Annotated in this window: 14 protein-coding genes; 7 read left to right on the forward strand and 7 right to left on the reverse strand. The window is 59.6% G+C overall.

The features are described 5' to 3' along the window. Complete coding sequence (locus FE702_RS04895; RefSeq protein WP_147125149.1) at window positions 1-3,276, reverse strand: DUF3971 domain-containing protein; 3,276 nt, start codon at window positions 3,274-3,276, stop codon at window positions 1-3. Window positions 3,277-3,385: 109 nt separating this feature from the next. On the opposite strand from FE702_RS04895, the gene bcp reads away from it, so the two are divergent. Then, complete coding sequence (gene bcp / locus FE702_RS04900; RefSeq protein WP_147125150.1) at window positions 3,386-3,847, forward strand: thioredoxin-dependent thiol peroxidase; 462 nt, start codon at window positions 3,386-3,388, stop codon at window positions 3,845-3,847. A 51-nt stretch (window positions 3,848-3,898) separates the two neighbouring features. Beyond that, window positions 3,899-4,732: a ferritin-like domain-containing protein gene (locus FE702_RS04905; RefSeq protein ID WP_147125151.1), complete on the forward strand. Its 834-nt coding sequence runs from the start codon at window positions 3,899-3,901 to the stop codon at window positions 4,730-4,732. A gap of 16 nt (window positions 4,733-4,748) precedes the next feature. Here the strand turns inward: FE702_RS04905 and FE702_RS04910 are convergent, their stop codons facing one another. Continuing rightward, on the reverse strand, window positions 4,749-5,579 hold the full coding sequence (locus tag FE702_RS04910) for a dienelactone hydrolase family protein (protein ID WP_147125152.1): 831 nt from the start codon (window positions 5,577-5,579) through the stop codon (window positions 4,749-4,751). 246 nt (window positions 5,580-5,825) lie between these two features. On the opposite strand from FE702_RS04910, the gene FE702_RS04915 reads away from it, so the two are divergent. Genes FE702_RS04915 through FE702_RS04925 form a run of 3 tightly spaced genes read left to right on the forward strand, consistent with a single transcriptional unit; the run spans window position 5,826 to window position 9,126 of the window. After that, on the forward strand, window positions 5,826-7,145 hold the full coding sequence (locus tag FE702_RS04915) for a M23 family metallopeptidase (RefSeq protein WP_147125153.1): 1,320 nt from the start codon (window positions 5,826-5,828) through the stop codon (window positions 7,143-7,145). Beyond that, window positions 7,135-7,647: a bactofilin family protein gene (locus tag FE702_RS04920; RefSeq protein WP_147125154.1), complete on the forward strand. Its 513-nt coding sequence runs from the start codon at window positions 7,135-7,137 to the stop codon at window positions 7,645-7,647. The genes FE702_RS04915 and FE702_RS04920 overlap by 11 nt, the downstream gene beginning before the upstream one ends. 9 nt (window positions 7,648-7,656) lie before the next feature. Continuing rightward, complete coding sequence (locus FE702_RS04925) at window positions 7,657-9,126, forward strand: MFS transporter (RefSeq protein ID WP_147125155.1); 1,470 nt, start codon at window positions 7,657-7,659, stop codon at window positions 9,124-9,126. Between the two features lie 58 nt (window positions 9,127-9,184). On the opposite strand, the gene prfB is transcribed toward FE702_RS04925, so the two are convergent. From prfB to FE702_RS04945, 4 genes are all read right to left on the reverse strand, one after another. Further along, the gene (prfB, locus tag FE702_RS04930; RefSeq protein WP_147125156.1) at window positions 9,185-10,312 is read right to left on the reverse strand and encodes a peptide chain release factor 2; all 1,128 of its coding nucleotides are present in this window, start codon (window positions 10,310-10,312) and stop codon (window positions 9,185-9,187) included. 113 nt (window positions 10,313-10,425) lie between these two features. Continuing rightward, on the reverse strand, window positions 10,426-12,969 hold the full coding sequence (locus FE702_RS04935) for a penicillin-binding protein 1A (protein WP_147126129.1): 2,544 nt from the start codon (window positions 12,967-12,969) through the stop codon (window positions 10,426-10,428). Between the two features lie 143 nt (window positions 12,970-13,112). Beyond that, entirely contained in the window at window positions 13,113-14,312 is a 1,200-nt protein-coding gene (locus tag FE702_RS04940) for an N-acetylmuramoyl-L-alanine amidase family protein (protein WP_147125157.1), read from the reverse strand. A 61-nt stretch (window positions 14,313-14,373) separates the two neighbouring features. Then, a complete protein-coding gene (locus tag FE702_RS04945) occupies window positions 14,374-15,513 on the reverse strand; it encodes a pyridoxal phosphate-dependent aminotransferase (RefSeq protein ID WP_147125158.1) in 1,140 nt (379 codons plus the stop codon). Between the two features lie 54 nt (window positions 15,514-15,567). Here FE702_RS04945 and FE702_RS04950 point away from each other — a divergent pair, with 54 nt between their 5' ends. Together FE702_RS04950 and FE702_RS04955 are read left to right on the forward strand one after the other, a co-directional pair. After that, on the forward strand, window positions 15,568-16,899 hold the full coding sequence (locus FE702_RS04950; RefSeq protein WP_255449591.1) for a M48 family metalloprotease: 1,332 nt from the start codon (window positions 15,568-15,570) through the stop codon (window positions 16,897-16,899). Then, entirely contained in the window at window positions 16,896-17,651 is a 756-nt protein-coding gene (locus tag FE702_RS04955) for a DsbA family protein (protein ID WP_147125159.1), read from the forward strand. The genes FE702_RS04950 and FE702_RS04955 overlap by 4 nt, the downstream gene beginning before the upstream one ends. An 83-nt stretch (window positions 17,652-17,734) precedes the next feature. On the opposite strand, the gene ispG is transcribed toward FE702_RS04955, so the two are convergent. Further along, window positions 17,735-18,862 carry a flavodoxin-dependent (E)-4-hydroxy-3-methylbut-2-enyl-diphosphate synthase gene (ispG, locus tag FE702_RS04960; protein ID WP_147125160.1) on the reverse strand — a complete coding sequence of 376 codons (1,128 nt, stop codon included), beginning with the start codon at window positions 18,860-18,862 and terminating at the stop codon, window positions 17,735-17,737. Window positions 18,863-18,872 lie beyond the last annotated feature (10 nt).

The following is an 18,872-nucleotide window of genomic DNA, read 5'->3' on the forward strand; positions in this document are numbered from 1 at the left end:
TTATTGGCCCAGCTTGGGCGGAGGACGGCGGAAAATCTCTCTGAACATGGCAGGCGTCAAGACCGAGAATGGGTTGACCGCGACGTCAGGCTGATCAGGGGTGCCGCGCAGGTTGAAGTTGAACCCAATCAAGCCTTCGCCCCGACGCGTGAATATCGAGCCGATCCCGTTCAACAGGTAAAGGGGAGAGATAACACCCTGGAAGTCCAACCTATTTGATCCCAATGCATAAATGCCGTCCAAAGAGACTCCCAAGGATGGACCTACCGCGCTGCTTTGACTGACGATGATCTGCTCGGGAGTTAGCCGGAAGGTGGCCTCGGTGGTCGAGAAAGCAAGCCCATTTCCGTCCAGTTGGCGCAGAAGTCCCACAACGCTGATTGCGTCGATCATTTCCGCCATGATCGGCAGGTTCTTGACGCGGATCGACTGCATTTCGATGCGACCGTCATATTGCCCTTCACCCGCGCGCGGAGTGAGCGTCATTTGCAAGGCTCCGCCGCGCACGTTTTGCACAAATCCGGCGTCGCGGATGATGGCGCCAGCGTCGTCCCCTTGCAGACGGACCGTTGGCCCGTGCGTGCCCGGTTCCAACCGCCCGGTGATGCGCGCGCCGCCATTGATCAAACCCTCGAAATTGCCTGTCAGCCCCCCTGCAGTTCTCAGATTGGCGCGCACATTTCGCAGGACAATACCGCTTGTGATGCGCACTTGATCAAGGCGGACGTCAATAGGCCCGCCATCGCCGTCTGCTGCCGCGCCGCCTCCGAACTCTGCATTGCGAAGATCAAGGCTCCCGCCGCCCAGCAAGACAGCCGGACTTGCGCCAGCGCCCCGGTTCTCCAAGGTAACAGGCCCATCAAACCAATCACCAACGGTCAAACGCGCAAGGTCAACGCCCTGAAACGCGCCGCCGTCGCCCAATCTCAGGGCACCCGTGGCCGATAGGCCTGGCCCGGAAAGCTCGATACGGTCGACACCGGGCGATCTGCCCAACGTCCCAGAAACACGCAATGCGCCCCGTGTGTCGGGCGATTTTCGCCAGCCCACCTGCGGCACGGACACGGCAATTCCAGCAAGATCTGAGATCAGATCGAATTCAGGCGGTTGCCCGGGCGGAAGCGATACGGTCAGATCACCTGTCCCAACCCCTTCAACGCTGCCGGGTGGCAGATTGATGGCAAAAGCGTCCAGCGCAGCAGGCGTCAATTCGACCTCACCCACCACCTGTGATCCGACACCCGGGGTCCCAAAAGGCTGCCGCCAAGCGCCTTCAAATGCCACGCCATCCAAGATTCCAAGCCCGCCGATCTCGATCCCACTGCGATCAACGCTCAGGTTCAGGCTATCTGCCGCAAAGACCCGGTTCTCGATAAGGGTGGTCGATTGAACATCCTGCAAGGTGCCCTTCACATCAAACCCGACTTCGTTGCCCTGAATGTTCCCTTTGACCGGGAATGACACCACGGCAGAAACCTCAGCCGTGCCGTCAGCCAAGGTCACGGGCTGATTGGCCTTGGTCAAAAACTGAAACGGGCGCTGATCAAGGATGGACAGGGTGGCCGGGATTGGGCCGCTGGTATTCAGCGTCAGTTGGGCCTGCCCAGGTCTCACGCGGAGGTCCGGAATGACGAACCGGCTGTTGCGCGCCGTGACGGTGCCTCCTTGGGGGGCCGTCATCTGCCCCTGATCAATCAGCACCACGGCTGTGTTCTTGGCCAGTTGCACCGCCCCGCGCGCCTGTTCCACCGGTGGCAGGTTCGGCATCACACGCACGGTCGCATCCTCGTAGAAATGCGTCAGGCCCAGTTCAAAACTGCCGCCCGCGCGGGCACGCAGCACCGCTGTGATGTCTGTGAATGTGGCGTCGAGGATATTGTTCGACAGCCAACGGCGCACCCCCGGTGTCGCGGCTTCGGGCCAAAAGGCAAACAGGCGCTCTGGCGAAAGCGTATCGACACGCGCATCAAGCGAGACATCCCAACCATCGCTGCGCCCGGCGATCAGACCTGTGAGCACGCCAAGACTATCTCCGTCACGGATCAGGGCCTGCCCGATCTCAACCGTGAACGGATCAAGACGGAGCCGAAAGTCAAAATCGCCCGCGTCTATTGATCGGGCCTCCTCAAAGACATCGGCTGGGTTGGCGGTCAGTTCGGTGACCTGAAACTGTCCGATGATCTCTTCGGGCACCGCGCCATTGTAGGCTGTGAAAAGCGCGCTGCCCGCCGCACGTACCCTGCCCCAACCGCTGTCGATCAGAACCTCTTCGAAAGAAAGCCTTTGCTGGTTGGGATCAAAGCTTAGGTTCAAACGCGCATCCGAGAACGGCACAGGTCTGGTGCGCAAGGTCGGTTGCAACACCCCCTCGCTCAACTCAAGGCTGGCAAACAAGGGGCCGAGGCCTTCGGCAGATACCGTCACCTGAAGCGAGCCAGACAGCGACGCGTCCACCACACCCAGAAATGAAAGGGCGGCAGCTTGGCTTGCGATATCGGCCGCAGCCGCGTCTTCGATGATGGCCGCCATGTCGACAGCCCCGGTTGCCCGGTCGCGTTCAAGCGTCAAGGACAGCGCCGCCAAATCCTGCCGCCCGGTCAAAAGCGCGACTTCGGACGTAATCAGCAGGCTCTCTTCATCCTGAACCAAGCGCATGGATCCGCCATCGCCGGTCCAAATCTGTCCGCTCATGGCATCGGTGTAATTCACCGTCACCGACTGAACGCTGATATCCTCGATCCGTGAGACGGCGTCGCGATCCAGAAAGCGGTCGATATCGGACATCAGCGTGGCCAGCGACACTGATTGATCCACGCTGCCTTCACCAAAGCCCAAATCAAAGCTGCCATCTGCGCGCCGATCCAGCCGCAAGACCGCACCAACCATCTGGAGCCGACGCAGATCGACATCGCCGCGCAAAAGCGGGTTCAAGGCAATATCACCCTGAAGCCGCTTCAGGTCTGCGAGAGGTACATTGTTGGCGTCAAAAAGCGCCACATCCGACAAATAGATTTGCGGTCGAAACCGGTCGCTCAGCCCGACTTCGATCTTGCGAAACGTGATCCGTCCTTGTGGCAAAAGCAGGTTCACACGTTCAATGACTTTGTCCGTGATCCACAGACCCGCGTTCATCGGCTTGGCCTGCAGGTATTTGGCCCCGCCAAAGACGCCAGCGGCCAACACCGCAAACAAAGCGACCAACACCCAACGCATCCGCTTTGGGCGGTGCGGCGGGCGCAACTCTTTGGTCACATGACTGTCGGCCTGCTCTGTCACGCTGGCTGGGTCTCCTGCCGGATAGAATTGTGCAACTTCCCGAAACGCACTTTAACTTCCTCTCGCCTGTCCTAAAACCTTGTTCACCACCAGAATTTAGGAGGTCTCCTTGCTTGAGATTGGCGATACCGCTCCGGACTTTACACTGCCACGTGATGGCGGCGAAACAATGACATTGTCAGCGCAACGGCCGGGAAAGGTTGTGCTGTACTTTTATCCCAAGGATGACACACCCGGCTGCACCAAGGAAGCCATCGCATTCACAGATCATCTTCAGGCCTTCGCGGATGCCAACACCACCATCATAGGCGTCAGCAAGGACCCGGTGTCCAAGCACGATAAGTTCATCGCCAAACATGAGCTGAAGGTCGCGCTTGTCTCTGACGAGGACAGCGACGTGTGCGAGCAATACGGCGTCTGGGTCGAAAAGAACATGTATGGCAAGAAATACATGGGCATCGAACGCGCCACGTATCTGATCGACGGTGACGGCAAAATCGCGCAGATCTGGCGCAAGGTGAAAGTGCCGGGCCACGCCGAAAAGGTGCTTGAGGCCACGCAAGCCATCTAGCCAATGCGTCCCGGGCTTGACCCGGGACCTCGCGCCTTGGATAGCGGGGCCATGACCCAGACTTTGACACAAATGGCTACCGAGGTTCTGACCACAGCCGATGGTCGCGCCAAGACAGAGCTCTCGCGCAAACACGCGGCAACTTGGTTTGCAGCCCGAAAGGACGGCAACGACATTCCGGTTGGAACCGCGACCCCGCCGTTGCGCCCTTCCCGCCCCGCAAAACCGGAACTCCTTGATCCGCGCGACGTGCCGCGACGCAGGCCGGGCAGTCCCGAGGGCCGCAAAGCCTTGTTGCACGCGGTTGCGCATATAGAGCTTAATGCCGTGGACCTGCACTGGGACATCATCGCCCGCTTTGGTCATATTCAAATGCCTGTAGGGTTTTATGACGACTGGGTCCGTGCCGCAGACGAAGAAAGCAAGCATTTCAATCTGGTATCAGATTGCCTTGAAGCGATGGAAAGCTTTTACGGAGACCTGCCTGCCCATGCCGGCATGTGGCGCGCTGCAGAGGACACAGCAGACGACATCATGGGCCGTCTGGCCGTAGTCCCAATGGTCCTTGAAGCCCGCGGGCTGGACGTCACACCGGGCATGATCGACATCTTCAAACGCGCGAAAGCCGATGACGCCGTTGCCGCGCTTGAGGTGATCTACGCCGAAGAGGTCAGCCATGTGGCCTACGGGTCCAAATGGTTCCACTACCTGTGTGGAGCGCAAGGCGAAGACCCAAAACCGCTTTTCCACGCTCTGGTCCGGAAATACTTTCACGGCAATCTCAAGGCTCCATTCAACGAGGAAAAGCGCGCAGAGGCTGGCATTGCGCCGGATTTCTACTGGCCGTTGGCAGATCAAATCCCGCCGCGCCCTGGCTTGACCTGATCCTCTGGGGTGTCGTTTAGGCAAGCCGATCTGACAAAAACCGGATCACGTCATTGACCTTTCCCCTCGTCGGGCTGCCCTGTTTGTCGACCAAATCAGCCGTCAAACATGAATGTGGAAACCGCATCGGGCCGTTGGGGTTACGATCCTTATCCCTCAATTCATGATCATCGACCCGCGCGGGGCCAAACACCGCCTGAATGGCCTCGATCCGTGCATTCCGGCAGACCCGGTCCCCCGCAAACCGCAATGTCATGACATCCGTCTCGGACGCTGAGAGCGCTGTACGTTCCTGATCCGTCAGTTGAAGATCACCGTGCTGATTGCGATGGAGCGACAATGGCAGACTTGGCTGGCTTGCCACCGGTGCCGTCACCCAAGGGTCAAGCGCCATCGAAATGGCAAAACCGCCGCTCATGCACATGCCCACAACTCCGATGCCCGGCCCGCCGACCTCGGAATGCAGCACCTGACCCAGATGCCGCAGCCAAGTCGTGATCGGACCGGACCGGTTGGCCCTGAGCGCCCCCATCTCGCGGCTGATGCACAACCGTGCTGCCCCCTTTACACCACCGACGGGCGCAAGCGGCCGCTGACCCGTGCCATAAAGATCGGGACACCAGACGATAAATCGCTCAGCCAACCAATGCGCCAGCCGCCAGAATTCAGGCGTCATGCCAGGCAGTTCATGCAACAAAACAACGCCCCGCGCGCTGCTGACATGGCCTGTTTTGTCGACGGGTCCCTTGGCAAAAATGCTATGCGTGATCCCTTCGTGAGAGATTGCGCGGTCGAACGGAAATGGCTGCGTTTGGCTGTGGCCCAGCCGGTCTTTTCTATCGGGCATGATCTGATGCGCTCCTTGGCAAACGCTGCCTCACCTTCAACGCAAGACCCCGCCCGTCCGAAACGGCATCTGCAAAGACGCCGGAAATCGGCGGTAACCCGCCAGAATCCAAGGAAATTGCCACAATCCTGCCGCAAACTGTCTTCAAATTTGTTGCGAGCCTGTAACCCGCCCGGTACAAGCGCGGAGGCTTTTGGGGAAGAGCCGCGAACCAACGAACTGCGTGGCTGAAGCGGGGCAAAGTGAATGAAGCGTATTGTGCATAAGCTGCATGTCGCACTTGAACGGAAATTACCGGAAAAGCGGCTGTTTCTACGCACCGATACCGAAACGCGATTTGTCCGTCTGGCCCCTGAAACACAACTGATCGGTTGGGTCGGATCTGCGGGCATCGTCGCATGGGCCATCGTGGCCACTGCCATCCTCTTGATGGATAGCATCGGGGCCGGCAACTTCCGCGAACAAGCCAAACGCGAACAGGCCGTCTACGAAGAGCGTTTGAACAGCCTTGCCGTTCAGCGTGACGCCCGCGCCGCCGAAGCCGTTGCCGCCCAAGGCCGATTCAACACGGCGCTTGAACAGATTTCGCAAATGCAGTCCGAGCTTCTCGCTTCGGAGGAACGCCGCCGCGAACTGGAGCGCGGGATTGACGCGATGCAGGTGAAACTGGCCACCGCGTTGCGCGAGCGTGAGACGGCGCTGAATGAACACTCTGCCCTTCTGGCAACGCTTGAGGAAAACGGTGGCGCTGCGCCAGAAGCTAACCGCGCCGCAGAAGTTGAATCGACATTGGCGTTCCTTTCGGACGCACTGGCTGACACAGCCGTCGAGCGTGACACGACCGCGCAAAACGCGAGCGTTGCACTGGATTACGCCGCCGAAATGGAAACCGAATTGCGCCTGCTTGAGGCCCGCAACGACGAAATCTTCCGCCGTCTGGAAGAGGCCATGAATATTTCGGTCGAACCTCTGGACAAGATGTTCCGCCGCGCGGGTCTGAACACCGACAGCCTCATTGAACAGGTGCGTCGGGGATATTCCGGTCAAGGTGGACCTCTGACACCGTTGACCATCTCGACCAAAGGCGGTCGTGCCAACCCGGATGCCGCGCGCGTGAACGGCATTCTCGGCGATCTCGATGAGATGAACCTTTACCGCATCGCGGCACAGCTCACGCCCTTTGTGCTTCCGGTGAATCCAGCGTCAGTGCGCAAGACATCGGGCTTTGGCCCGCGTTGGGGCCGTATGCATTACGGCACAGACTGGGCGGGTCCGATCGGCACCGACATTAAGGCGACGGCTGACGGTGTTGTTGTGCATGCTGGCTGGTCATCCGGTTACGGACGTTTGATCAAGATTCAGCACGAATTCGGGATCGAAACGCGGTATGCACACCTATCCAAGATTCGGGTCCGCGTCGGACAGCGCGTTTCGCGTGGACAACATATCGGAGACCTCGGTAACAGTGGCCGTTCCACTGGACCTCATCTACACTATGAAATCCGGGTCGGCGGCAAACCTGTTGACCCCATGATCTACATCAAGGCTGCACAAGATGTTCTCTAAAAGCAAAATCAACGAACCCGGCTCGGCATCCACCGACACGAGCAAAGCCGAGCGCCCCGCCGCTGCGGCACCAGAATTCAAAAGCTCCGCCTCTTCGGCGCCCGCGGCGACGCCAAAGGCAAAGCCGCCGGCATCCATCCTTTCATCGGACTTGCACGTTCAGGGCAACCTGCGCACCACGGGCGACATTCAGGTCGAAGGCACCGTCGAAGGTGACATCCGTGCGCACCTGCTGACTGTTGGCGAAGGCGCCACCATCAAAGGCGAATGCATGGCCGACGATGTTGTCGTGAACGGCCGCATCATCGGTCGCGTGCGTGGCCTGAAAGTGCGTCTGACATCGACTGCCCGCGTCGAAGGCGACATCATCCACAAAACCATCGCCATTGAGTCCGGCGCCCATTTCGAAGGCTCGGTTCAGCGTCAGGACGATCCACTGGCAACCTCGGGCAAACCCGCGCCCAAGGCAGCCACCAAACCGGCTGCGGCGGCTGAAAGTTAAGCTGTCGACATGGCACTTTCTTCAAAGGCGTCGCAGGATCATCCTGCGGCGCCTTTTTCGTCCCGACCGGCCCTATGCGCGCCTGAGCGGCGTCGCCTGATCCTTATCGCAGCGATCCTCGCCTCTGCGCTTGGCTTCATAGACAGCACGGTCGTGACCATCGCCTTGCCTTCCATGCGCGACAGCCTCTCGGCCTCGCTGCCGCAGGCGCAGTGGTTTCACAATGCCTACATGCTGTTTCTCGCCGCCCTGATCCTGGCTGGTGGGGCACTTGGCGACCGGTTCGGGTTGGCCCGTATCTTCACGCTTGGGATTTCGGTCTTTGTCCTGGCCTCGATTGTCTGCGCGGCGTCGGTGACGCCCCCAATGATGATCGTGGCCCGCGCCCTCCAAGGCATCGGAGCCGCGCTCATGGTGCCCGGGTCGCTTGCCATCATCAGCCGTGCGTACCCAAAGGAAGACCGCGGGCGGGCCATCGGCATCTGGGCCGGGGCCTCGGCGTTGACGACGGCGCTTGGCCCGATCATCGGCGGACTTGCCCTGACCTTTGGCGGAGAAGAGGCATGGCGCGCCATCTTCGCCATCAACCTACCCTTGGGCGCATTTGCTGTCTGGCTCCTGTGGCGCGCGGTCGAGGCCGACCCGACCAAGGCGCAGACGCGCGTCGATCTGCCGGGGATTGTCTTGGCCACAGCGTCGCTTGGCCTTTTGGCCTATGGGCTAACACGGTTGCAAGAAGGGCATGACGGAACCTTGCCGCTTTTCACTGGTGCGGCGACATTCCTGGCTTTCCTCTGGGTCGAAGCGCGTAGCAATCAGCCGATGATGCCACTTTCACTCTTTGCCATTCCGGCCTTCTCGGCGGCCAATGCAGCGACCTTTCTGCTCTATGCCGCTTTGTCGATCCTGTTCTTCTTCTTGCCAATGACGTTGATCACCGCATGGGACGTGACACCGATTGAAGCCTCGGCGGCCTTTGCGCCACTGTCTGTCTTCATGTCGCTGCTTTCAGGTCGCGTCGGACGTCTGGCCGACCGCATCGGTCCCGGGCCTCTGATTGCAACGGGCGCTGCCATCGTTGCGGGCTCTTACGCAGCTGTCGCGTTTGTTACACCGGCACAAAACTATTGGGGCGGTGTCTTTCCGGCCATGTGTTTCGCAGGTCTGGGAATGGCTTTTGTCGTGGCGCCCCTATCAACCGCAGTGATGACCAGCATCGATGATGCGCAAAGCGGCGTGGCCTCTGGCGTCAACAACGCTGTCAGCCGTATGGCGGGTTTGGTCGGGGTTGCAGCTGCGGGTGCCATCATCACAGGCTTTTACCTCGGCGCTGGCGGCACGCTCAGCTTTGGCGCGGATTACGCGGATCCACTTCACATCTCTGCCATGACGCGCGCGTTTCAGCAGATTTGCTATGTCGCGGCAGGAATTGCAGCCTGCGCCTCAGCCACCGGACTCTTGATCAAGCGCGCGACCTGACCCCTTCTATGTTTTAAAAATACTCACATCCGGCGCGTGCCAAAGGCGTAGCGCCGGATCAGTCTTCGGCAGTGGCTTCTGCCCGGCTCTTGCCAGCGACGTCCATGGCCAGTGTGGCGGCCATAAATCCGTCCAGATCGCCGTCCAACACGCCCTTGGTGTCTGACGTCTCATGCGATGTGCGCAGGTCTTTGACCATCTGATAAGGCTGCAGAACGTAGGACCTGATCTGGTTGCCCCAACCGGCATCACCCTTGTTCTCGTGAGCTTCGTTGATGGCTGCGTTCCGCTTGTCCAACTCCAACTGATAGAGCCGCGATTTCAGCGCCTTCATAGCGATATCGCGGTTCTGGTGCTGTGACTTTTCCGAGCTTGTCACAACGATCCCGGTGGGCGCGTGGGTGATCCGCACGGCCGAGTCTGTCGTGTTCACGTGCTGACCGCCCGCGCCCGAAGACCTGTACGTATCAATCCGGATATCCGCCGGGTTCACCTCAATCTCGATATTGTCGTCGACAACGGGATAGACCCAGACCGAGCTGAAGGACGTATGCCGCTTTGCCGCGGAGTCATAGGGCGAGATACGTACAAGCCTGTGCACGCCGCTTTCCGATTTCAGCCAGCCATAGGCATTTGGTCCGCTGATCTTATAAGCCGCAGATTTGATCCCGGCTTCTTCGCCGGCGCTTTCGGACTGTAGTTCGACCTTGTATCCCTTCTTTTCCGCCCAGCGGACATACATCCGCGCCAGCATGGACGCCCAGTCACAGGACTCTGTCCCGCCCGCACCTGAGTTGATTTCAAGGAATGTGTCATTGCCGTCGGCTTCACCATCCAGCAACGCCTCGAGCTCTTTCTCTGCCGCCTTTTCCTTCAGCGCGAACAGGGCCTCTTCGGCATCCTTGACGACCTCGGCGTCATCTTCCATCTCGCCCAGTTCGATCAGCTCCAGATTGTCCGACAGATCGGTTTTGATCGAAGTGTAGGTATCCAGCTTATCTTGCAGCGCCTGACGGTCGCGCATCAGCTTTTGCGCGCGCGCCTGATCGTCCCACAGATTGGGATCTTCGATCATCGCGTTGAATTCTTCCATCCGGTGCGGCGCGGTCTCAAGGTCCATCCGCTGGGCCAGCAGCTCCAGCGATTTTTCGACTGCCTCTACAACACTTTGAATTTCTGCGCGCATCTTTGCCTCCGGCTTGGACCGCAGAGATAGCGGGGTCAGGCAACCTTCACAAGATGGCCCGGTCGCGATGTGTGGCGGGCCAGTGTAGGGTGCGTGATCTCACGCACCGGGCGTCAGTAAAGTCCGCCAGACGAAAGAGATCCAAAGGACGCTTTCGGAGCCACTGTGACGGTCTGACCATCCGATGTGGTGATTTCCTTGGTCTCTTCTTCAGCCCCATAAAGCTGAAGGTCCGAGGACATCGCAAAACCGCCGTCAAACGCCACGCCAAAGAGCGGCTCTTCGCCTTCGCGGAAATACTCTGCCACGACATTTTCGCCGGTGGCACCATCGCTCAGCCGCGCACCTGTGTTGCGGTCAATATTGATGAACACGCCGCCCGGCGGCACTTCGAACTCACCGCCACCATATTTGGCGGTGGCCTGTTTCATGAATTCATTGAACACCGGGCCACACATCGACCCACCGCCCGCGCCCTGCCCGAGTGGTGCAGGATCGTCAAAGCCGATGTAGCAGCCGGCGACGATGTTCGAGGTAAAGCCAACGAACCAGACATCCTTGGCATCGTTGGTTGTCCCGGTCTTGCCAGCTACAGGCACGGTGAGACCCACGGTCTTGCGCGCTGTACCACGGTCGACGACGCCCTTCATCATCGACGTCAGCTGATAGGCGGTGATCGCGTCCATGACCCGTTCGCGGTTCGACCCGATGCGCGGGGCATAACCGGCCTCTAGCACAGGCACATCGCAATCGGTGCACACGCGCTTGTCATGGCGGAAGACTGTCCGGCCATAGCGGTCCTGCACTCGGTCGACCAGCGTCGGCTCCACCCGTTCGCCGCCGTTGGCAAACATCGCATAAGCCGCCACCATACGATAAAGCGTTGTCTCTTCCGAACCGAGTGACGCGGCAAGGTATTCACCCATGTCGTCATAGACGCCAAAGCGCTCGGCATAGTTTGCCACGGTCCCCATCCCGACCTCTTCAGCCAAACGGATGGTCATCAGGTTCCGAGACTGTTCAATCCCGGTCCGCACAGGCGTCGGGCCATAGAAACGGTTCGACGCGTTCTTGGGTCGCCACAGGCCCTGCGGTGTGTTGATCTCAATCGGGGCATCGATGACGATCGTCGCGGGAGTATAGCCACTGTCCAACGCAGCCGCGTAAACAAAAGGTTTGAACGACGAACCCGGCTGACGGCGCGCCTGTGTCGCGCGGTTGAACACCGAATGCTGGTAGCTGAAGCCACCTTGCATCGCCAGAACACGGCCACTGTTCACATCCATTGCGACAAAGCCGCCTTGAACCTGCGGAATTTGACGCGCGGTCCAGCGGATAAATGATCCATCGCTGTCGCTGGTCATTTTGCGGACATGGATCACGTCGCCTACTTCGAAAAGGTCGCCAGCGCCTTGGGCCCGGCGTCCAAGCGACCCGTCATCAAGCAGCTTGCGCGCCCAAGTTACGTCGTTAGCCGGGATAAAATGACCGTCCGCGTCTTCGTCGACGTCTTCGATACCGATACGTGCCGATCCGCCTTGGATGCCTAGCACGACAGCAGGATGCCATTTGTTTTCAAGATGAATATCGCGGGAAATGTTAACCTTGCGCAGCGCGTCGCGCCAGCTTTCTTCCGTGGCCAAAACGTCTTCTGGAAGGCGGATGCCGGTGCCGCGCCAGATGCCCTGCCCCCGATCATAAGACTCCAAACCACGCCGCAGGCTCTCAGCCGCTTCGACCTGCATTTGCGGGTCAATGGTTGCTCGCACAGAATACCCGCCGGAGAAAAACTCCGCCTCGCCAAAGTCGCGCGTCAACTGGCGTCGGATTTCATCTGTGAAGTAATCGCGCGGCGGCAAGGCGCTCTTGAAGCTTTCAAAGTCGCCGGATTGCACGGTGCGCAGTGGTGTATTTACGGCCTGCTCATATGCAGCAGTCGTGATGTACCCGTTCTCCATCATCTCTTTGAGAACAAAGTCCCGACGCGCTGTGGCACGCTCGCGCTGGCGGACGGGATGGTACTGCGACGGTGCCTTGGGCACGGCGGCCAAATAGGCCGCTTCCTCGGGTGCCAGTTGGCTCAACGGTTTGTTGAAATATGTCTGCGCCGCAGCCGCCACGCCGTAAGAGTTCTGACCCAGGAAGATCTCGTTGAGATAAAGCTCAAGGATCTTGTCCTTGGACATGGAGTCCTCGATCCGTGTCGCAAGAATGATCTCTTTGATTTTGCGTTCTGCCGATCGGGAGCCGTCGAGCAGGAAGTTCTTCATCACCTGTTGGGTGATCGTCGAGGCCCCGCGCAGGTCTTCGCCCCGAGACCGAACAGCTTCGACAAAGGCCGCCGCCATACCGCGCGGGTCGTAGCCCCCGTGTTCATAGAAGTTCTTATCCTCGGCGCTGATAAAGGCTGCCTTTACCAAAGGTGGGATGTCTTCGGCTTCGGCGAACAAGCGACGCTCAGTCGCGAACTCGTCGATGATGCGCCCTTCACCCGAATAAATCCGACTGATCGTCTTGGGGGTATAGCTTGCGAGTTCGTCATAAGACGGAAGGTCACGGCCATAAATATAGAACACGGCACCAATCGACAGCGCGACCATCATCGCGCCCAGCGTGGCAGCCGAGAAAACCGAGCCAAAGATGCTTAGCACGAACATCCAGACGCCAGTGATGGCGCTGAAGATCCAATTGATAACGGATGTCAGACGGCGGTGACCCATGGGACCCCTCATGATGCAAGCCTGCGACCAAGTCACAGTCTTTTCGCAGTTTTTCAAGCCTTCCGCAAATCACAGACGCCTTATTGGCGGTTCAACGCGCGTTCCGTTTCGTCAGTCACCAGCCAGCCCAAAATCCCCTGCGCCAAGCCGGCAATGATCCGCCCCCGCTTTTCGGGGCTTTGAAGCTCGATCCGGTCGCGTTTCGAACTCAGAAACCCGACTTCGACCAAAACAGATGGAACGTCCGCCGACCGCAAAACTGCAAAATGCGCTTCGCGGCTAGGGCGCGTGTTGATGCGTGCGCCAGCATCGGCAAGCCCGTCAATGATCGAAAGTTTCAGCCGCTCAGACCGTGGACCAGTGTCCTGTCTTGCAAGGTCCAGCAACACGGTCGCGATCTGGTCGTCCTGTCCGCTTAGGTCCACGCCGGACAAGATATCGTCACGACCGCCACGTTCGGCCAGCAAGGCCGACGCGCTGTCCGACGCGTCCTCTGGCAATGTGTGCGCGGTCGCGCCTTCGGCATAGCCCACTTCCAAGGCATCTGCGTGGAGCGACACAAAGGCATCCGCCCCCACCTGACGTGCCAAAGAGGCCCGTGCAGGCAGGCCGACAAACACATCACTGTCCCGTGTCAGATGAACTTCCACGCCTTCGCGCCGCAAGGCCTCTCGCAACTCGCGCGCCATCAAGAGCATCAGGTCGGCTTCGTTGACACCGTCCCGCTCTGCTCCGGGATCAACGCCACCGTGGCCGGGGTCAAGGACGATAACCGGGGTCACGTTGCCATCCGACGGTGCGGCTGCGGCAACCGGCTGTGCAGCTGCGCTTGCTGGAATGCCAGCTGCGGCGGCAAAGGCCTCGGCAGATGTCGTGCGCAACCGCAAGGCAAGCCCGGCATCCCCATCCGTGGTCCGCATCTGCGCCTCTTCAATGGCCATCGGCTCACTCAGCGTGACGATCATCCCGGACCAGCCGGGGGCCAACGTCCCCGCACGAATTCCAGACAGACGGTCGGTCAGCATGTCTTCAACCGGCAAACCGCCCCATGATACCTCGGAAAGTTCGATGACCAATTGCCGAGGATCATCCAGCGTATAAACCCGAAACGGTACCGGGATGCTCAGGCCAAGTTGAAGCGTGGTTGTCCCTCTGCGGTCCTTGGCAAAGCTGCGTTCGGCATCGACACGTGCTAGCGCGCTAAGATCCTGGGCAGTAGCCAGACCCGCACCACCCAATGCCAATAACCAGACCAGAAGACCTGCCAAAACCGCGCGCATCGCGCCACCCTGCTCAATATTTTTTCGTTCTGTTCCGGTTACCACAGGCTGCGCCCGGCACCTATCCTTTCGACGCAAAATATTGCGTGAGGCGGGCCAGCCCTTCCTCCATATCGGCGGTGGACCGCGCATAGGACAAGCGCAAGGTCTGATGCCCGCGTGCGGCGTCGAAATCGAGACCCGGCGTCACCGCCACTCCGGCTTCGCTCAGGATATTCTGAGCCAGGTCGCGGCTGTCAGTCGTCCATTCCGAGACATCCAAATAGATGTAAAACGCGCCATCAGCGGGCGAGATCACTTTCAATCCGGCCTTCTCGAGCCCGCCAAGCAACAAAGCGCGGTTGGCGGCATAAACCTTGAGGTGCGCTTGCAATTCTTCGTGGGCATTCAGCGCGCCGAGCGCCGCAACCTGACTGCTGTGAGGCGCACAGATAAACATGTTCTGCGCGAGGCGTTCGACCGTGCGCACATGATCGGGCGGAACGACCATCCAGCCAATCCGCCAGCCCGTCATGCTGAAATATTTCGAGAAGGAATTGATGACGTAAACATCATCGGTGACCTCAAGCGCGCTGATGGCACGATCGCCATAGCTGATCCCGTGGTAAATCTCGTCTGATATCAGCGCGCAGTTTGTGTCTGACGATGCCTGTGCCAGCGCTGTGAGCTCGGCTTTCGACAGCATCGTTCCAGTGGGGTTTGCGGGCGACGCGGCAATCAGGCCCTGCAACCCTGCCATATCGCTAGGTTGCGGCTGAAAGCCGTGCGCCGCCTGCCCTTCGATTGCGACAGGCTTTAGCGACAGAGCACTGAGAATTTGCCGATACGACGGATAGCCTGGCGCTGCCAAGCCGACCTTGTCACCAGCATCAAACAGCGCCGTGAAGGCCAAGAGAAATCCGGCTGATGAGCCGGCGGTGACAACCACGCGCTCTGGGTCAAGATCGATATCGTACCATTGCCCGTAAAGCTGCGCGATCCCGGCACGCAGTTCGGGCAAACCCAGCGCAACCGTGTATCCAAGAGGGCCAGCCGCCATCGCATCAGCGAGTGCGGTGCGTGCGGCCTGCGGTGCTGCCGTTGCGGGTTGCCCCACTTCCATATGGATAATTCGACGCCCCTTGGCTTCTTCTTGCCGAGCAGCCTCCATCACATCCATCACAATGAAGGGATCGACGGCGCTGCGCCTTGATACGCGCATGAATATCCTCCTACAGTCCGGCCAGTGTTCTGATCGTCAGGAGCGGTCTCGTCAATGTTGCACTCTTTGGGACGTCACCTGACCCGTGGGATCATGGTTCTGGCGCTTGTGGCAATGGCCCCGATGGCGCATGCGGTCGGTCTGCTGCGCGATGCCGGGATGGAGCGCGCATTGCAGGAGCTTGCACGCCCGATCCTGAACGCTGCGGGTCTCAGCCCCTCTCAGGTCCGCATTCTGGTCGTCAATTCAGACACTTTGAACGCCTTTGTCGTCGACCAACGGGCGATATTCTTGCATGCCGGTCTGATCATGCGGCTCAAAACTCCAGAGCAGTTGCAGGCCGTGATTGCGCATGAAGCGGCACATATCGCCAATGGGCACATTGCCCGCCGTGCCGCAAATGTGCGCAACGCCAGCCGGAGCGCGGCAATTGGCTTGATCCTTGGCGCAGCCGCTGGCGTGGCAGGTGGAAACCCCGCCTTGGCCGGTGGGGCCGCCGTGGGTAGCGCAGGCTCGGCCCAACGCGTGCTTTTGGGCCATACCCGCGCAGAAGAAGCCAGCGCAGATCAAAGCTCGATCCGTCTCTTGCTGGCCGCAGGCATCGACCCAAAAGGCGCGCTTGAGGTGTTGGACATCTTTCGCGGCCAAGAGGCGCTGAGCGTGAGCCGCCAAGACCCTTACAGCCGCTCTCACCCGCTGACTTCTGACCGCTATCGGGCGGTGCAGGCACTGGTAAATGCAAATCCGCGAACTCCAGCTAACCGCGATGCGGCTGTTTACTGGTTTGCGCGGGCACAAGGCATCCTGACCGGTTTCAAACGCGCGCCCAGTTGGACGCTGAACCGGGCGAAAGGCAAAGGTGATGTCGACACCATGCGCCGCGCCATCGCCTACCACCGGCAACCGAATAAGACGAAGGCGATCCGCGAAGTGAACGCGCTTGTCTCCGCCCGCCCCAACGACCCCTATTATCGCGACCTGCAAGGTCAAATTCTGTTGGAAAGCCGCGAGTTCTCGGCAGCGATCCAAGCCTATCGCAACGCCGTCAACCTCGCCCCGAATGACGCCTTGATCCTTGGCGCGTATGGCCGCGCGCTACTGGCGCCAAATACGCCTCGCAACAACGCAGAGGCCCTTCGCGTGCTGATCAAGGCGCGTGGCTTTGACGGGCGCGACAGCCGTATCTTGCGGGATCTTGGGCTTGCGCATGCGCGCGCCGGAAACAACGGCCTTGCTGCGCTGGCGGGGGCCGAACGGGCCGCCTTGGTCGGTCGGCGTGACAATGCCGTCACTTTGGCCCGCCGCGCCTCTGGTCTTTTGCCCCGTGGCAGTGCAGGTTGGCAGCGCGCACAGGACATCCTTCAAACCGCAGAGAGATTAAGATGACCAAGCTTTCATCGCTGGTGGCTGGCCTTTTGGTATCAGCCAGCCTTTGGTCCGCCCCGGCCCACGCTTTCGATATCGAAAACATGACCGACACCGAGCGCGTCGCCTTTGGTCAGGCCGTGCGCGGCTATTTCCTTGAAAACCCAGAGGTCATGCTGGAAATCATCACCGCGCTTGAGGAAAAACAGGCAGCCGTGCAGGCCACGGACGATGTCGAACTGGTTCAGCAAAACGCCGAAGGCTTGTTCAACGATGGCTTCTCATGGGAAGGCGGCAACCCGGACGGCGACATTACCATCGTGGAATTTATCGACTATCGCTGCGGCTTCTGCCGCCGTGCTTTTCCAGAGGTCTCTGAGTTGATCGATACTGACGGCAACATCCGTTTGATCGTCAAAGAATACCCTATCCTCGGTGACGAAAGCACCTTGGCCTCGCGCTTTGCCATTGCGGCCAAGATCGCGGGTGGCGACGACGCCTATAAGACGGTTCATGATGGGCTGATGGAATTCCGCGGCTCGATCAATCCGGCTTCTCTTGAAGCCTTTGCACGGGATGCCGGTCTGGATGCGGATGCCATCATCGCAACCATGCAACTGCCGCGCGTTGACGAAATCATCGCGGCCAACCGCGCATTGGGTCAGCGTCTGGCGATCAATGGCACACCGACATTTGTGTTCGGCAATCAAATGATCCGCGGCTATGTGCCGATTGATGGCATGCGCGAGATCGTCGCCGAAGAACGCGGTTAAGGCTTACGTCACCCGCAGTCCCGGCCGCAGAGCCGGGACCTTAATTGCGCTTATCCAAAGTGGGTTATGCAGGTTAGAAGCCGCTATTCTGCGGCTTCCAGCTCAGCCGCCGCATCCAATTCAGCGGCCTTCTTTTCAACCTGCTCGACGATGTGGTCGATCATCTTGTCGTTGTCCATCGCGTGGCTTTTGGCCCCGGCGAGATAGACCATGCCGCGCCCATTGCCGCCGCCCGTGAACCCGACATCGGTCATCAAGGCCTCGCCCGGTCCGTTCACCACGCACCCAATGATCGACAGGCTCATAGGTGTCTTGATGTGCTCCAGTCGCTTCTCAAGCGCCTCGACCGTCTTGATCACATCAAAACCCTGACGCGCACAGGACGGGCAGGAAATAATGTTCACGCCCCGATGGCGCAGGCCAAGGGATTTCAGAATGTCGTAGCCGACCTTGACCTCTTCGACCGGATCGGCGCTCAGGCTCACGCGGATCGTGTCGCCCAAGCCCATCCACAGCAGGTTGCCCAGACCGATGGCCGATTTGATCGTGCCAGACATCAAGCCGCCCGCTTCGGTAATACCCAGATGCAGTGGTGCCTCGGTCTGTTCCGCCAATTGCTGATAGGCGGCAGCGGTCATGAAGACGTCAGACGCCTTCATCGAAATCTTGAAATTCAGGAAATCGTTGTCTTCCAGGATCTTGATATGATCCAGCCCGCTTTCGACCATCGCGTCGGGACACGGTTCGCCGTATTTCTCAAGCAGGTGTTTCTCAAGCGATCCGGCATTCACGCCAATCCGCATGGAACAGTTATTGTCTCGCGCCGCCTGAATGACCTCGCGCACGCGTTCCGGGCTTCCGATATTGCCGGGATTGATCCGAAGGCAAGACGCCCCCGCCTCTGCGGCTTCGATCCCGCGTCTATAGTGGAAATGGATGTCGGCTACGATCGGCACAGGACTTTCCTTGACGATCTCTTTCAGCGCCTTGGAGCTGTCCTGATCCGGAACCGAGATGCGGACGATATCAGCCCCGACCTCAGCCGCCGCCTGCACCTGCGCGATCGTGCCCTTGATGTCCGTTGTCACCGTGTTGGTCATTGTCTGAACGGTGATCGGCGCATCCCCCCCAACCGGCACATTCCCCACCATGATCTGGCGGGATTTGCGGCGGTAGATGTTGCGCCACGGGCGGACATGGTTCAGCGACATAGATGCGGCT

The sequence above is a fragment of the Shimia ponticola genome (assembly GCF_007995215.1).
Lineage (GTDB): Bacteria > Pseudomonadota > Alphaproteobacteria > Rhodobacterales > Rhodobacteraceae > Shimia_B > Shimia_B ponticola.

Bases quoted from the DNA above. Each gene is read 5' to 3' on its own strand.
- FE702_RS04935 (WP_147126129.1), bottom strand. From the start codon at position 12,969: ATGTTCGTGCTAAGCATCTTTGGCTCGGTTTTCTCGGCTGCCACGCTG.
- ispG (WP_147125160.1), bottom strand. From the start codon at position 18,862: ATGTCGCTGAACCATGTCCGCCCGTGGCGCAACATCTACCGCCGCAAA.
- FE702_RS04925 (WP_147125155.1), top strand. From the start codon at position 7,657: ATGGCACTTTCTTCAAAGGCGTCGCAGGATCATCCTGCGGCGCCTTTT.
- FE702_RS04955 (WP_147125159.1), top strand. From the start codon at position 16,896: ATGACCAAGCTTTCATCGCTGGTGGCTGGCCTTTTGGTATCAGCCAGC.
- FE702_RS04915 (WP_147125153.1), top strand. From the start codon at position 5,826: ATGAAGCGTATTGTGCATAAGCTGCATGTCGCACTTGAACGGAAATTA.
- FE702_RS04940 (WP_147125157.1), bottom strand. From the start codon at position 14,312: ATGCGCGCGGTTTTGGCAGGTCTTCTGGTCTGGTTATTGGCATTGGGT.
- FE702_RS04950 (WP_255449591.1), top strand. From the start codon at position 15,568: ATGTTGCACTCTTTGGGACGTCACCTGACCCGTGGGATCATGGTTCTG.
- prfB (WP_147125156.1), bottom strand. From the start codon at position 10,312: ATGCGCGCAGAAATTCAAAGTGTTGTAGAGGCAGTCGAAAAATCGCTG.
- FE702_RS04945 (WP_147125158.1), bottom strand. From the start codon at position 15,513: ATGCGCGTATCAAGGCGCAGCGCCGTCGATCCCTTCATTGTGATGGAT.
- FE702_RS04920 (WP_147125154.1), top strand. From the start codon at position 7,135: ATGTTCTCTAAAAGCAAAATCAACGAACCCGGCTCGGCATCCACCGAC.
- FE702_RS04905 (WP_147125151.1), top strand. From the start codon at position 3,899: ATGACCCAGACTTTGACACAAATGGCTACCGAGGTTCTGACCACAGCC.
- FE702_RS04910 (WP_147125152.1), bottom strand. From the start codon at position 5,579: ATGCCCGATAGAAAAGACCGGCTGGGCCACAGCCAAACGCAGCCATTT.